Here is a 15,087-nt window from a genome sequence, read left to right as displayed (position 1 = left end):
CAAATGTTGGTAAATCTGGAGAAAATCCTGTTGGGACTGGGGGCCTTGGCGGTGATCGCCTTGGGGGTGTTGATCACCTCCAACGTGATCGCCCGCGCGCTCTTTGCCAGTCAGGTGCCCGATAGTGTGACCATGGTGCGAGAGCTCATGGTCGCCGCCATCCTGCTGCCCCTTGCCGCCGCCACCGCGGCCCGTGCCCATGTCTCGGTCGCCTTCGTGACCGACCGTTTCCCCGAGCGTGCCCGCTCGGTGCTGATCGTGGCAGGCTCTGCCATCGGGATGCTGGCGCTGGCGCCGCTGATCTATTCCGGCGGGCGCGAATTTCTCTCCGTGGTGGAGAAGGGCAGCTTTTTCTACGGCGACCTGAACCTGCCGAAATGGCCGGGGCGGTTGTTGTTCCTGATCGGGATGATCGCCACTTTCCTGCGGCTGGCCGAACTGACATGGCGCGACGGGCGCACCGTGCTCGCGGGCGGCGTGGTCTCTGACGAACAACAACATGCGGCCGACCTTCTGGCCGAGAAGGACGTGCTGTAATGGATGCCTCGACCATCGGGATGATCGCCTTTGCCGCGGTGCTGATCATGCTGGCCCTGCGGGTGCCGATCGCCTTCACGCTGGCCTCGGTCGCGACCGTCGCCACCTTCTTCATCTTCGCCTTCCGCACCGGCACCTTCATGCCCGAACGCGCGATCAAGGCGACCACCTCGATGGTGTTCTCGAATTCCTTCGACCTTATTCACTCCTACGACCTGTCGATGATCCCGCTCTTCGTGGCGCTTGGGCATATCGCCTATCGCGCCGACATCACGACCAAGATCTACCACGCCGCCAAGGTCTGGCTGACCAAGTTGCCGGGCGGGGTCGCCATGGCCTCGGTCATGGGCTGCGGCGGGTTTTCCGCGATCACCGGCTCGTCCATCGCCTGCGCCTCGACCATGGGCAAGATCTGCACCCCCGAGATGCTGCGCATGGGCTATGACCCGCGCCTCGCCACCGCCTCGGTCGCGGCGGGGGGCACGCTGGGCTCGCTCATTCCGCCGTCGGTGCTCTTTATCATCTACGGTATCTTTACCGAGACTTCGATTTCCGCGCTTTTCCTCGCCGGTGTCTTGCCGGGGCTGTTGACGCTGGCGGGCTTCGTGCTGGTCATCGCCCTCTGGGTCTGGCGCGATCCGTCGGTCGCCCCCTCGACCGACCAGCGCTACAGCGCGGGGGAGCGTTGGACCGCAGCGCTTGAAAGCTGGCCTGCGATCCTTCTGTTCGTCCTTATCATCGGCGGGATCTACGGCGGCATCTTCACCGCGACCGAGGCCGCCGCCGTCTGCGTCGTCTCGGCCACGCTGATCGGCTTTGCGCAGAAGAAACTCGATTGGGCCGGTCTTTGGGCCGCGGTCAAGGAAACCTGCGTGCAGACCTCTGCCATTTTCCTCATCGCCGCCTCGGCCAAGATCTTCGTGGCCTTCGTGGCGCTCACCGGCGTCGCGGGCACCATCGTGGGCTTCGTCTCTGACGCGCAGTTGTCGCTGGTGGTGCTGATGCTCTGCATCGCGCTGATCTATCTTCTGCTCGGCATGTTCCTCGACCCTATCGGCATCATGGTGCTGACCCTGCCGCTGATGATCCCGCTGGTGGAAAGCTATGATCTGAACCTGATCTGGTTCGGCGTCGTGGTCATCAAGCTGTTGGAGATCGGCCTGATCACCCCGCCGGTCGGCCTCAACGTCTTCGTCATTGCCAATGTGGTGGGGCGCGAAGCGCCGATCGACAAGATCTTTGCCGGGATCACGCGCTTTCTTAGCGTCGACGTGATCGTGCTGATCCTGATCATGTCCTTCCCGATGATCTCGCTTTTGATCCCGATGGCGGCGCGATGAATCAGGCGGCATCCGATACAGGCACGGACCGTAAGTTCGCCAATACGCTGGCGCGGGGGCTTGGCATTCTGCGGGCCTTTCGCGCCAGCGACAGCGGGCTGAGCCATGCCCAGATCGCCGAGCGGACGGGGCTGCCGAAACCCACCGTGTCGCGGCTGACCTATACGCTGTGCGAGTTGGGGTATCTGGCCCATGGTGGGCGCAACGACAAGTTTCGGCTTGGGCCTGCGGCGATTGCGCTCGGCTCCGTCGCCTCTGTCGCGGTGAGCTTCGTGGATATGGCGTCGGATGCGATGCAGGAACTGGCGGATGAGACCGGCACGCTGGCGTTGATCGCCGTGCGCGATGGCGACCGGATGATGCTGGTGCGCACTTGGCGCCCGCGCACCGCTTCGACCATCTGGCTGGAGCCGGGGCATCGCATCCCGGTCTATGGCTCCTCCTCGGGTCTGGCCACGCTGGCCAGTCTCGACGAAGACCGTTTCGAAGCGCTGGAACCCGATGACCGGCTGCGCAATTTCCGCCGCGAGGGCTATGAGCAACTGCTGGCGCAGGGCTTCGTGCTGGCCCCGCCCGACACCCGCTATGCCCGCAATGTAAACGCGGTCAGCGTGCCCTATTACGCCGGTGAATTCGGAGAGCCGGTGTCCTTTAGCTGCGGCGCGCTGCCCGCCGACTTGCCCGACGACCGCATTCTGTCACAAGTGGGGCCAGCCCTGCGCGACGTGGTCAGCGGCATCGAACAACGCACCGGACGGGCGCCCGCCCTGTCACGGCGCGGATAAAGACAAGGAGACATCACATGACCGACAAGATCGCTTATTCCCGCCACGACGACATCGTCGTGCTGCGCATCCAGAACCCGCCCGTCAACGCGCTGAGCCAAGCCGTGCGGCAGGGGCTGGCCGAGGGCATGGACCGTGCCGAGGCCGAAGACGGCGTGCGCGCCGTGATGATCGTGGGCGAGGGCCGTGCCTTCATCGCTGGGGCCGACATCACCGAATTCGGCAAACCGCCGATGGAGCCGCATCTGCCCAACCTCTGCAACCGGATCGAAGCCTCGCCGCTTCTCGTCGTCGCCTCCATGCATGGCGTGAGCCTCGGCGGCGGTCTCGAAGTGGCGCTTTCGGCGCATTACCGCATCGCCCAGCCCTCGGCCCGCGTCGGCCTGCCGGAAGTGCACCTTGGCCTCATTCCCGGTGCTGGCGGCACCCAGCGTCTGCCGCGCCTGATCGGCGTGGAGCCTGCGCTGGATGCCATCACCACGGGCCGCCACATCAAGGCACCGCAGGCGCTGGAGATGGGCATCCTCGACCGGGTGGAGGAGGGCGATCCGCAGGAGGTTGGTCTCGCTTACGTCCGCGAGCTGCTCGACAGCGGTGCCGAGCGCCGTCCAATCTGCGAGATGCCGGCACCCGCGCCCATCGACTGGGACGCCGCCTATGAGGCGACGCTGAAGAAAGGCCGCGGCCAGATCTCCCCCGCTGAGGCCGTGCGCGCCGTGCAGGCAGGTGTGGAGAAACCCTTCGAGGAGGGCATGAAGGCCGAGCGCCGCATCTTCTCGGAACTGATGAACACCGATCAGCGGCAGGGCATGATCCACGCCTTCTTCTCGGAACGTGCGGTCAGCAACCTCCCCGAGTTGAAAGGCGTCGAGCCGCGGGATCTGAAAGCCATCGGCGTGATCGGCGGCGGCACCATGGGCGCGGGCATCGCCACGGCGGCGCTGCTGTCGGGCTTCTCGGTCGTGCTGATCGAGATGAAGGAAGAGGCCGCCAAGGCCGCGCATGAGCGTATCTCGGGCAACCTCCAAGGCGCGCTGAAACGCGGCAAGATCGATCAGGCGAAGTTCGATCACCTCACCGGCGAAGCACTGACCGTTTCCACCGAATACGACAGCCTCAAAAACGTCGATCTGGTCGTCGAAGCGGTGTTCGAGGACATGGACGTGAAAAAGCAGGTCTTCGGCAAGCTCGACGCGGTCTGCAAGCCGGGCTGCGTGCTGGCCTCCAACACCTCCTATCTGGACGTGAACGAGATCGCCGCCAGCACCAAGCGCCCCGAGGACGTGATCGGGCTGCACTTCTTCTCGCCCGCCCATGTGATGAAACTGCTCGAGGTCGTCGTCGCCGACAAGACCGCGAAAGACGTGGTCGCCACGGGCTTTGCGCTCGGCAAGGCACTGGGCAAGGTCTCTGTCCGCGCCGGCGTCTGCGACGGTTTCATCGGCAACCGCATCCTCGCCACCTACCGCACCGCGGCGGACCATATGGTGTTGGACGGCGCCAGCCCCTACAAGATTGACGCGGCGCTGGAAAAGTTCGGCTTTGCCATGGGCCCCTTTGCCGTGGCCGACCTTGCCGGTCTCGACATCGGCTGGGCCACGCGCAAGCGCAAGGCCGCCACGCGCCACCCCGAGGAACGCGTGCCAACCTATATCGACCGGCTTTGCGAGCAGGGCCACTTCGGCCAGAAGACCGGCGAAGGCTACTACATCTACGAAAAGGGCAAGCGCGGCGGCACCCCGAACCCGGAAGTGCTCCGCCTGATCGAGGAAGAGCAGAAAGAGCGCGGCATCACCCCGCGCGACTTCACCGACGCCGAGATCGTGCGCCGCTACATGTGCGCCATGGTCAATGAGGCGGCCAAGGTGCTGGAAGAGGGCATCGCCAAACGCCCGCTCGACATCGATATGACCCTGCTCTTCGGCTACGGCTTCCCGCGCTACTGGGGCGGCCCGATGAAATGGGCCGACATTCAGGGCCTGCCCAATGTGCTGGCGGCGATCGAGGGCTTCGCCGAGCAGGACCCGTGGTTCTGGAAACCCGCGCCGCTGCTGGCCGAACTGGTCAAGACCAACCGCAATTTTGATGATCTGAACAAGGAAGCTGCCAAATGAAACAGGCTGTCATCGTCTCTGCCGTCCGCACCGGGCTGGCCAAATCCTTCCGCGGGTCATTCAACATGACCCACGGCGCCACCATGGGCGGCCATGTCGTTGCCGAAGCGGTCAAGCGCTCTGGCGTCGCCCCCGACGCCATCGAAGACGTGATGATCGGCTGCGGCTACCCCGAGGGGGCCACCGGCTCGAACATCGCGCGCCAGATCGCCTTGCGGGCGGGCCTGCCGGTCACCGCCTCGGGCGTGACCGTGAACCGCTTCTGCTCCTCCGGTCTCCAGACCGTTGCCATGGCCGCCAACGCCATCTGCATGGAGGGCGCGGGCCCGATGGTCGCCGGCGGGGTGGAGAGCATCTCGCTGATCCAGCCCGACGTCAAATCGGTCAAGGAATCCTGGCTGAAAGAGCACAAGCCCGAGGTCTATATGGCGATGATCGACACCGCCGACATCGTGGCCAAACGTTACAATATCAGCCGCGAGGATCAGGACGCCTACGGTCTGCGCAGCCAGCAGCTCATCGCCAAGGCGCAGGAGGCCGGTCTTTTCGACGATGAGATCGTGCCGATGACCACCACCATGGGCGTGCAGGACAAGGAGACCAAGGAGATCTCCACCCGCGAGGTCACCGTGGACCGCGACGAATGCAACCGCCCCAATACCACGATGGAGGGGCTTGCGGGCCTCACCCCGGTGCGCGGCGAGGGGGCCTTTATCACCGCCGGTAACGCCAGCCAGCTGTCCGACGGTGCCGCCGCTTTGGTGCTGATGGACAGCAAACAAGCCGAGCAGCAGGGGCTTCAGGCCATGGGCGCCTTCCGCGGCTTCGCCGTCGCGGGCTGCGAACCCGACGAGATGGGCATCGGCCCCGTCTTCGCCGTGCCACGCCTCTTGGAACGTCATGGGCTGACTGTCGATGACATCGACATCTGGGAGTTAAACGAAGCATTCGCGAGCCAGGCGCTCTACTGCCGCGACCGGCTCGGCATCGACCCGGACAAGTGCAACGTGAACGGCGGCTCGATCGCCATCGGCCATCCCTTCGGCATGACCGGGGCGCGGATGACCGGCCATATCCTGCGCGAAGGCCACCGCCGCGGCGCGAAACTCGGCGTCGTCACGATGTGCATCGGCGGCGGCATGGGGGCGGCTGGCCTCTTCGAAATCTACTAAAGGGGGCCGATATGGACCTGAGCTATACAGACGAAGAACGCGCCTTCCGCGAGGAGGTGCGTCAATTCCTCGCCGAAAAACTGCCCAAGGAACTCTCCGAGAAGGTGCGCCGCGGGCAGGAGCTGACCAAGGACGACCACGAGCGCTGGCACGCGATCCTGAACGAACAGGGCTGGCTTGCCACCAACTGGCCCAAGGAGTTTGGCGGGGCGGCGTGGAACGCCGTGCAGCGTCACATTTTCGAGGAAGAGGCGGCCGCCCACCACGCGCCGCGCATCGTGCCCTTCGGCCTGTCGATGCTGGCGCCGGTGCTGCAGAAGTTCGGCTCGAAAGAGCAGCAGGACTACTGGCTGCCGCGCATCCTGTCGGGTGAGGACTGGTGGTGTCAGGGCTATTCCGAGCCGGGCGCAGGCTCCGACCTCGCCTCGCTGAAGACCACCGCGGTGAAGGACGGCGACCATTACATCGTCAACGGCCAGAAGACATGGACCACGCTCGGCCAGCACGCCAACATGATCTTCTGCCTCGTGCGCACCGACAAGGAGGTGAAGCAGCAAGAGGGCATCTCCTTCCTGCTGATCGACATGGAAACGCCGGGCATCACCGTGCGCCCGATCATCCTGCTGGATGGCGGCGCCGAGGTGAACGAGGTCTTCTTCGACAACGTGAAAGTGCCCGCCGAGAACCTCGTCGGCGAGGAGAACAAGGGTTGGACCTACGCCAAGTACCTGCTGACCCATGAGCGCACCAACATCGCGGGCGTGGGCTTCTCCCAAGCCGGTCTTCAGGCCGTCAAACGCATCGCTCGCTCCGAGATGGCCGGGGGCCGCCCGCTGATCGAGAACCCGCATTTCGCCGCCCGTGTGGCACAGGCCGAGATCGACCTGATGGCGATGGCCACGACCAACCTGCGGATCATCTCGAAAGCCGCCGCAGGGCAGGCGCCGGGCGTGGAAAGCTCCATGCTGAAGGTCAAAGGCACGATCATCCGGCAGGAGATCAATGATCTGGCGCGCCGCGCCGCCGGGGTCTACGCCATGCCCTTTGCCTCCGAAGCGGTCGCCGGGAGCAACGATGCGCTGCCCGACCCGCATGAAGCCGGCCCCGTGGCCGCGCAATATTTCAACAACCGCAAGCTGTCGATCTTCGGCGGCTCCAACGAGATCCAGCGCCAGATCATCGCCAAGACCATGCTCGGAGGTGGCAAATGAATTTTGACCTGACTGAAGAACGCCAGATGTTGCAGGACAGCCTGCGGCGCTTCCTGCGCGACAAATACGACACCGAGACTCGCAACCGCATCCTCGAGAGCGACACCGGCTATTCCAGCGAAATCTGGGAAGGTCTGGCCGAGTTGGGAGTGATCGGCGCGCTCTTCACCGAAGAGCAGGGCGGTTTCGGCGGCGCGGGTTTCGACCTCGCCGTGGTTTTCGAGGAACTGGGCCGCGCCGGTGTGGTCGAGCCGCTTCTGGACAGCGCCGTGCTGGCCGGGGGGCTGATCGCCGACCTCGGGACCGAAGAACAGCAGGAGCATATCGAGCAACTGATCGGCGGCGCGCTGCAACTGGCCTTCGCCCATGGCGAGCCGGGCAGCCGCTATGACCTCGAGCGCGTCACCACCTCGGCCACGCAAAACGGCGACCAGATCGTGCTAAGCGGCCGCAAGGCCGTGGTGGCCAATGCCGAGGCCGCCGACATGCTCGTCGTCTCCGCCCGCGAAAGCGGGGAGGCAGGGGACCGCGATGGCATCTCGCTTTTCCTCGTGCCCGCCGATGCCAAGGGTTTGACCGTGACTGGCTACGCGCTGCTCGCAGGTGGCCGCGCCGCCGAGGTGACACTCGATGACGTGACCCTGCCGGAAAGCGCCCGTCTGAGCGCGCCGGGCAAGGCATTCGAGGCCATCGAGACCCGCACCGCCAAGGCCACCGCCGCGCTTTGTGCCGAGACGCTCGGCGCGATGGAGACCGCCTGCGCCCTGACGCGCGAGTATCTCGGCACCCGCAAGCAGTTCGGCCGCCCGATCGGCTCCTTCCAGGCGCTGGCGCACCGCATGGCGGACCTGCTCATCGACCTCGAACAGGCGCGCTCGGCCGTGATCAACGCGGCGGGCCATCTGGAGGACGACCGCGAAAGCCGCGAGCGTCACGTCTCGGCGGCGAAGAACCTGATGGGCCGGGTGGGGCGTCTGGTCTCGGAGGACACGATCCAGATGCACGGCGGCATCGCCATGACGCAGGAGTACGAACTGGCGCATATCGCCAAGCGCATCACCATGGCAGACCACCGCTTTGGCGACGTCGATCATCATCTGGAGCGGTTCATTGCACTATCCGCCGCATGAAGCTCCGACCAGCGGGGTTCAACAGCTGATCGGGTTTCAGCCCGACCTGTCGAACCCCGATGGCAGCACCCGCGTCACGCTCGACCTCGGGCCACAGCACCTCAATGTCTCGGGCGTGCTGCACGGCGGGCTGCATACGCTGATGCTTGACGTCGCCGCCGGTTTCGCCTGCGCGCGGCACTGCGCGATGAACGGGCCTTTCGTGCCAATGCTGACGCTCTCGCTGACCACCGATTACATCGGCGCGGTCCGGGAGGGGCGGATCATCGCCACGGGGCGCGTCACCGGCGGGGGCTTCAAGATTCTCTACGCCGAGGCGCAGTTGCACGATGCCGAAGGCCGCCTGCTGTCGCGCGCCACCGGCGTGTTCAAGAGGGCCAAGACATGAGCGCAAGGATCGAGGACCGCGGCGACCGGCTGATCGTCTGGAACGGCAACGCCGAGAAACGCGGCGCGCTGACGCCCGCGCTCTACGACGCCATCGCCGAGGCGATGCGGCTGGCCGAGGAGCCGCGCATCCGCGCGGTGATCCTGACCTCCGAGGGGCGGTTCTTCTGCGCCGGGGGCGATCTCAACGTGCTGATCGAACGCCGCAAGCTGACCGAAGAGGTCCGCCGCGAGCGGGTCGATGCGCTGCATGATCTGGTGCGGTCGATCCGCGCCTGCCCGGTGCCGGTCATCGCCGCCGTCGAAGGCGGTGCGGCGGGCGCGGGCCTGTCGCTTGCGTTGGCCTGCGATATGATCGTGGCCTGCGAAGACGCGCAGTTCACCGCCGCCTACGTCAAGGCCGGTCTGGTGCCCGACGCCGGGCTTACCGCGTCACTCGCCCGGCTGCTGCCGCGCCCCTTGGCGATGGAGATGTGCCTCTTGGGCCGCCCGGTCATGGCCATGCGCTTTGCTGAACTGGGTGCAGTGAACCGCATTTGCCCCAATGGCCGCGCGCTCGACGAAGCCCTGATGCTGGCCGACACGCTGGCCGCAGGGCCGCGCGACGCGCAAGCCATGATCCGGGCCTTGGTAGGGCAGGCCTATGAGACCGACGAGGCCGCGCAGCTCGACGCCGAGCGCAACGCCATGGCCCGTGCCGCGGGCGGCGACGAGGCCGCCGAGGGCATCGCGGCCTTTTTGGAAAAACGAAAGCCCCGGTTTTAGCCGGGCGGCGGCTGCCGGAGGAGGGGGCCGCCATTAGGCAGGAGGAGACACCCATGAATGCCAGGGTACAGGATTTTCTAGCTGAGCAATTGGCGACCCGCCCAGAGGCGGCGGCGCTGAGCGATGCCAGCGGTGCGGCTTGGAGCTTTGCCGATCTGGACCGCGCGCGCGTTGCCTTGGCGGCAGAGTTGCGCGGCGCGGGGGTGCAGGCAGGCGACCGCGTGCTGTTGATGGTGGAAAACTGCGTTTCCGCCGTGGCCGGGCTCTATGCCGCGTGGGAATTGGGCGCGGTGGCAATCCCCGTCAACGCCCGCCAGACCGAGGCGGAGGTCACCCGCATCATCAACCACGCCACCCCGGCGGCGGTGCTGCTGACCTGCGAGGTCTCGCCCGAGGCGGCGGCCCATGCAGCGCGGCTGGACGCAGGCGAGATTGCGGGCGATTTCGGCAAGCTGCATCTGGCCACGCCACAGCCCAGCAGCCCGGACGCCGATCTGCACGACGTGGCGGTGCTGCTTTATACCACCGGCACCACGGGCGACCCCAAAGGCGTTATGCTGTCCCATGACAACCTGCGTTTCGGGGCGCGGGCCTCGGCCGATCTGCGGCAGATGGTGCCGGGGGATGTGGTCTATGGCGTCTTGCCGATGACCCATGTCTTCGGCCTCGTCTCGGTCCTGATGGCCGCCGTGAGCGCGGGCGCGAAGGTGCGGCAGGAGAGCCGTTTTTCGGCTGCGAAACTCCATGCCGCGACCCATGAAGACGTGACGATCCTGCCTGCGGTGCCGCAGATGCACGCGCTGGTCATGCAATATTCGCGCGAGCGCGGGATGCCGAAACTGGAAAGCCCGACCCTGCGCTATGTCTCCTCCGGCGGTGCGCCGCTTGACCCTGCGTGGAAGCGCAAGGCCGAGGCCTTTTACGAACTGCCCTTACAGAACGGTTTCGGCATGACCGAGACCTGCTCGGGTGCCTCGGCCACGGCCAATGCGCTTGGCTCGTCCGATACCTCCGTCGGGCCGGTGACACCGGGCACCGAGTGCAAGATCGACGACCAAGCCCCCGGCGGCAATGGCGCGGGCGAAGGCGAGGTTCTGGTGCGCGGCCCGCATGTGATGAAGGGCTATTACCGCAACCCGACCGAGACCGACAAAGCCATCGACGCCGAGGGCTGGTTGCACACGGGCGATCTGGGCAAGCTCGATGAGGAGGGGCGGCTGCATATCCTCGGACGTTCGAAGGAATTGATCATCCACGGCGGTTTCAACGTCTACCCGCCCGAGGTGGAAGCCGCCTTGAACGATCACCCGCGCGTGGTGCAATCGGCGGTGGTCGGACGGCGGCGCGAGGGCGATGAAGAGGTGCTGGCCTTCGTGCAGGTGGCACCGGGGGACGAGGTCACGGCAGAGGAGCTGCGCGGTTTCGTCAAGGAACGGCTCACGGGCTACAAACGCCCGTCGCAGATCATCGTGGCGACCGATCTCCCCGCAGCGCCCACGGGCAAGATCCTGAAGCACCGCTTGCTGACGGCCTTTGCCGATCAACTGGCGTGACGGGGCGGGGCGCAGAAGCGCCCCGCATCTTTATCAGACGTAGGTGCCTTCGGCGGCAGCGCGGATCGCACGGATGTTCTCGCCATAGGGCGCCGGATCGCTGACCGAACCGCCCTTGAAGACCGCCGAGCCCGCTACCAACACATCGGCCCCGGCCTCGGCCACCAGCGGCGCGGTCTTGGGATCGACGCCGCCGTCGATCTCGATATGCACCGGCCGGTCGCCGATCATGCTGCGCAATTCGCGGATCTTGGCGGTCATGTCGATGAACTTTTGCCCGCCGAAACCGGGGTTCACGGTCATCACGCAGACCAGATCGACCATGTCGAGGATCTCGGCCACGGCGCTTGCCGGGGTGCCGGGGTTCAGCGCCACGCCCGCCTTGGCGCCCGCGCCGCGGATCGCTTGCAGGGTGCGGTGGATATGGGGGGTGGCCTCGACATGGGCGGTGATCACGTCGGCGCCCGCCTTGGCGAAAGCCTCGATATAGGGATCGACCGGGGCAATCATCAGATGCACGTCCATCACGCCCCTAATGTGGGGCCGGATCGCCGCGCAGGTGGCGGGGCCGAAGGTGATGTTGGGCACGAAATGCCCGTCCATCACGTCCACATGCACCCAGTCGGCGCCTTGGGCCTCGATGGCTTGGCATTCGGCACCGAAATTGGCGAAATCGGCAGCGAGGATGGAGGGGGCGATCTTGATCGAACGGTCGAAAGTCATGGGGGCAGCCTTTGTTGCGGGGGTTGGCCCCTCATAACGGCTGACCGCCCCCGGGGAAAGAGCCTAGAGGTCGAGCTCCAGCACGCCGCCGAGCCGTGCGGCGCGGGACTGGCAGAGGATGATCGCCCCTTCGCGTTGCTTGGCGGAAAGCACGAAGTCGCGGTGCTCCACCTCGCCCCCGCGCAACCCGCATTTGCAGACGCCGCAGATACCGTCGGAGCATTTCAGGTCCACCGGCACCCCGGCCGCGATAAGCGCCTCAGCGGCGCTCTCCTCGGCCCCGACCTCGATCTCGCGGCCCGAGGTGAGCTTCAGCCTGAAGGGGTGGTTCTCGTAATCCGGCACCTCGGGGGTGGAGAAATACTCCAGATGTCGCGCCTCTTCGGGGATGCCGGCGGCTTCGGCGGCGGCCAGCACCGCCTGCATGTAGGACTTGGCCCCGCAGGTGTAGACATGGGTGCTTTCGGGGACGCGGGACATGATGGCGGGCAGGTCGGCGCGGGTGCCCTCGGCGGAGATATGCAGATGCACCCGGTCGGCCCATGGCATCGCCGCCAGTTCCTTGGCAAAGGCCGCGGCCTCGCGGGTCGAGGCAGAGTAATGCAGATCGAAGGGCCGCCCGAGCGCATGCAGACGATGCGCGAAGGCGATCATCGGCGTGATGCCGATGCCGCCGCCCATCAGCAGGCTGTGGGGGGCGTCTTCGATGAGTTCGAAATGGTTCACCGGCTTGCCGACGAAGATGCGCCGGCCCTTGGAGAACACCCGGTGCAGCAGCGCCGAGCCACCGCGGCCTTCGTCCTCGCGCAGCACCGCGATGCGGTAGCGGCTGCGGTCTTCGGGATCGCCCAAAAGCGAATAGGGCCGGAGGTATTCGGGGCCACCACCAGATCGAGATGCGCGCCCGCGGTCCAGGCGGGCAGGTCATGCCCCTCGGGGTGGGCGATGTCGTAAAGCCTTGTCGTAGCGTTCAGCTCCTCCACCGCGGTGATGCGCAGGTCGAGCACCGGGGTATCGCTGCCGACTTTGTAGAGATGCAAATGGTCGGTCTCGCCCGCCGCCGTCTTGCGGCGATGTTCGTCGGCGCTGATCAGGGCGGCATGGGCCTTGATCCCGGCCTCGCGGTTCATCGGGTCCGGGTAGGGCCAGGGATGCGGGGCCAGCGGGGCGGGGTAGACGGCCAGCGTCTGGTCCTCGAATTTGAGGTCCAACTCCGGTTGCAGATCTCGCGCGTTGACCGGTTGGGCGGGCGTGTCGAACCGGCCGGAGGGCTTGCGCTCGATGTCCCACCACCATTTCTTCACCGGGTTGAGGCGCCCCTTGCCGACCTTGTCGTCAAGCTTGGCCAAGAGCGATGCGGCGGCGGGAATGTTCGAGGCGGCCCAGCGGAAGGGCGCTTCGGCAAAGAGCCCCTCAAGGTTCCACGGGCAGGTCTTCATGCAGCGCCCGCACATCGCGCCGCCTTGATTGGTGATCCGGTAGGTGGCGCATTTCTGGCTGTCGGATTTCCAGATCTCGTAGCCGTTGAACATCTTCTCCGGCCCGGCGGTGATCGCGCCCGAGGGGCATTCGCGGGCGCATTTGTTGCAGGATTCGCAGAACTTCTGCAGGCCGAAGTCGATGGGCTTGTCGTTGGCGACGGGCAGGGTGGTGGTGACCACGCCGGATTTCAGCCGCGGCCCGAGGAAGGGGTTCAGGATCACCTCCCCGATGCGGCTGACCTCGCCCAGACCGGCGAGCAGCAACAGCGGCGGTTGCAGCACGTCGCCGTCCATCACCGTATGCGCCTTGGCGGCATGGCCGAGGTTGCGCAGATGCTGCGCCAGCACGCCGCCCAGCATCGAGAAGCGCAGATAGGCGCGCATGGATTGCGACACGGCGATCCAGTCGTCGCCCGAGGAGCCTTCCATCGTGTCATACCCCTGGTCGATGATCAGGCTCAGGGCCTGATCATGCGGCGGGGTGATCGGGGTGCCGGTGGCGTCATGGCTGTACCATGTCCAGTCCGGGCAGGCCGAGAGGCCTGCGGCATCGGCGCCGAGGAAATAGCTCGCCGCCTTGAGGTTCGCGGCATTGCGCGCGGCATCCTCGGCCTCGGGGGCGTCTTCGTTCACTGGCCCGTCCTGCAACAGGATCAGCGCGCCCAACAGGCGGCGCTGTGCGGCGGAGGGGGCGGATTTGATGACGTGATGCCCGCCTTTCATGGCGTTCTGGACCTTCGGCCCCATGTCGCCGAACTGGCCACGCGCGAAGAGATCGCCGCGTTTCGGCACGCGCGGCACGTTGGCGGCGTCGATGTAGGTGGTGGGCGCCTCGACGCGCTTCAGCGTCTCGAAAGGATGCGGCCCCATGGCATAGTCGCGCCGGGCGTAGGGATCGACGTTGCGCGCGCTGACCCCGCCGTGGGTGCCCAACTGCCAATGCGGGCCCTTCAGCACCGACCACGGCTGCTCGGAGAGTGGGGCCAGCGGCATGTCGGGCGCGAGGGCCATGTCGGTCGTCACCACGGCCAGACCGAAGCGCGGGCCGATCCATGGCGCCTGCAGGATGTCGTCCTCCATCACAGCCAGCCCCGCCGCCACGGCCAGTTGCCCGAGGCTCACGTCGGAGGTGGTGGCCGAATGCACCTTGGCCGCGAAGCCCAACTGGCGGATGTATTCGGCAAGCACGGTGGCGTTCTCGGTGCTGCGCAGGCAGGCGCGCTCGACTTGCGCGTCCATGATCCAGTCGCTGCCCGGCTCGCCCGCGCGCGGATCGCGGGGGTAGGCGGTGAGGATCACCAGCGCATGACTGTGGCCGTCGATCGGGGTTTCTGGCGCATCCACGGCGTCGCGCAGGTTGGCCATGATGACATCGACGCCCGCCGCCAGCGTCTTGGTCTGGCGGCTGCGCAGACCTTCGGCCAATTGCGCGGTGCCTTGGCTGCGGCGCGGGCAGGGCAGCACCGCTTCGCGCGGCAGGGCGCAGACGCCCATCATCGAGGCATCGTTGTAATAGCCAAAGGATTTCAGATGGTTGGCCCGCTCCTCCGGGCTGTCGGGGATCACTGCGCCCGCCCTATTGACCGGCCCGTCGCGCAGCAGGTCCATCATGGCCTGAAAGGGCGCCATGGCGTTGCAGATGCTCTGCGGCGTCTCGGGCCGCTCGAACCGCAGTTCCGGCTCGGGCGTCTTGGGCAGCCGGTCATGCGGTGCCTGCAACCGGCGCAACCGTTCCAGCGGAAAGGGGCCGAGATGCATGGGGCGGGTCTTGGACGAAAAGAGCTTCATGGGCAAATCGATGCCACGCTTTGGGGCGATATGCCAGTCTTGGTTGTATTGGTAAGCTCCGCTCTCGCTTGACTTTTTGCGCCGCCGCCGCCCATGCTGCG

The 15,087-nt window shown here is 66.2% G+C and carries 11 protein-coding genes and 1 pseudogene; 10 read left to right on the top strand and 2 right to left on the bottom strand.

Annotation, left to right across the window (positions count from 1 at the left end; genetic code table 11):
* The first annotated feature begins 3 nt into the window (after positions 1–3).
* Genes ACGYLC_RS12880 through ACGYLC_RS12835 form a run of 10 tightly spaced genes read left to right on the top strand, consistent with a single transcriptional unit; the run spans position 4 to position 10,994 of the window.
* Positions 4–537, top strand: coding sequence for a TRAP transporter small permease (locus ACGYLC_RS12880; RefSeq protein ID WP_394399483.1), 534 nt, complete (start codon positions 4–6; stop codon positions 535–537).
* Positions 537–1,877, top strand: a complete 1,341-nt coding sequence (locus tag ACGYLC_RS12875) for a TRAP transporter large permease (RefSeq protein WP_394399481.1) — start codon at positions 537–539, stop codon at positions 1,875–1,877. Before ACGYLC_RS12880 ends, ACGYLC_RS12875 begins: the two co-directional genes overlap by 1 nt.
* Positions 1,874–2,662: an IclR family transcriptional regulator gene (locus ACGYLC_RS12870; protein WP_394423244.1), complete on the top strand. Its 789-nt coding sequence runs from the start codon at positions 1,874–1,876 to the stop codon at positions 2,660–2,662. The genes ACGYLC_RS12875 and ACGYLC_RS12870 overlap by 4 nt, the downstream gene beginning before the upstream one ends.
* 17 nt (positions 2,663–2,679) lie before the next feature.
* Positions 2,680–4,776, top strand: coding sequence for a 3-hydroxyacyl-CoA dehydrogenase NAD-binding domain-containing protein (locus ACGYLC_RS12865; RefSeq protein ID WP_394423243.1), 2,097 nt, complete (start codon positions 2,680–2,682; stop codon positions 4,774–4,776).
* Positions 4,773–5,948, top strand: coding sequence for an acetyl-CoA C-acyltransferase (locus ACGYLC_RS12860; RefSeq protein WP_394423242.1), 1,176 nt, complete (start codon positions 4,773–4,775; stop codon positions 5,946–5,948). Before ACGYLC_RS12865 ends, ACGYLC_RS12860 begins: the two co-directional genes overlap by 4 nt.
* Before the next feature lie 11 nt (positions 5,949–5,959).
* On the top strand, positions 5,960–7,159 hold the full coding sequence (locus ACGYLC_RS12855; protein WP_394423241.1) for an acyl-CoA dehydrogenase family protein: 1,200 nt from the start codon (positions 5,960–5,962) through the stop codon (positions 7,157–7,159).
* Complete coding sequence (locus ACGYLC_RS12850) at positions 7,156–8,289, top strand: acyl-CoA dehydrogenase family protein (RefSeq protein WP_394423240.1); 1,134 nt, start codon at positions 7,156–7,158, stop codon at positions 8,287–8,289. The genes ACGYLC_RS12855 and ACGYLC_RS12850 overlap by 4 nt, the downstream gene beginning before the upstream one ends.
* Complete coding sequence (locus ACGYLC_RS12845; RefSeq protein ID WP_394423239.1) at positions 8,270–8,677, top strand: PaaI family thioesterase; 408 nt, start codon at positions 8,270–8,272, stop codon at positions 8,675–8,677. The genes ACGYLC_RS12850 and ACGYLC_RS12845 overlap by 20 nt, the downstream gene beginning before the upstream one ends.
* Positions 8,674–9,441 carry an oxepin-CoA hydrolase, alternative type gene (locus ACGYLC_RS12840; protein ID WP_394423238.1) on the top strand — a complete coding sequence of 256 codons (768 nt, stop codon included), beginning with the start codon at positions 8,674–8,676 and terminating at the stop codon, positions 9,439–9,441. Before ACGYLC_RS12845 ends, ACGYLC_RS12840 begins: the two co-directional genes overlap by 4 nt.
* A gap of 53 nt (positions 9,442–9,494) precedes the next feature.
* Positions 9,495–10,994, top strand: a complete 1,500-nt coding sequence (locus ACGYLC_RS12835) for a class I adenylate-forming enzyme family protein (protein WP_394423237.1) — start codon at positions 9,495–9,497, stop codon at positions 10,992–10,994.
* Between the two features lie 33 nt (positions 10,995–11,027).
* Here the strand turns inward: ACGYLC_RS12835 and rpe are convergent, their stop codons facing one another.
* Both rpe and ACGYLC_RS12825 read right to left on the bottom strand, forming a co-directional pair.
* Complete coding sequence (rpe, locus tag ACGYLC_RS12830; protein ID WP_394423236.1) at positions 11,028–11,717, bottom strand: ribulose-phosphate 3-epimerase; 690 nt, start codon at positions 11,715–11,717, stop codon at positions 11,028–11,030.
* A gap of 63 nt (positions 11,718–11,780) precedes the next feature.
* A pseudogene (locus ACGYLC_RS12825) lies at positions 11,781–14,986 on the bottom strand (4Fe-4S double cluster binding domain-containing protein).
* Positions 14,987–15,087 lie beyond the last annotated feature (101 nt).

This window comes from Sulfitobacter sp. 1A12157 (genome assembly GCF_043557345.1).
In the GTDB taxonomy this organism is placed as follows: Bacteria; Pseudomonadota; Alphaproteobacteria; order Rhodobacterales; family Rhodobacteraceae; genus Sulfitobacter.
Note: the sequence above shows the minus strand (reverse complement) of the source record. Positions and strands in the feature narration are given on the sequence as shown.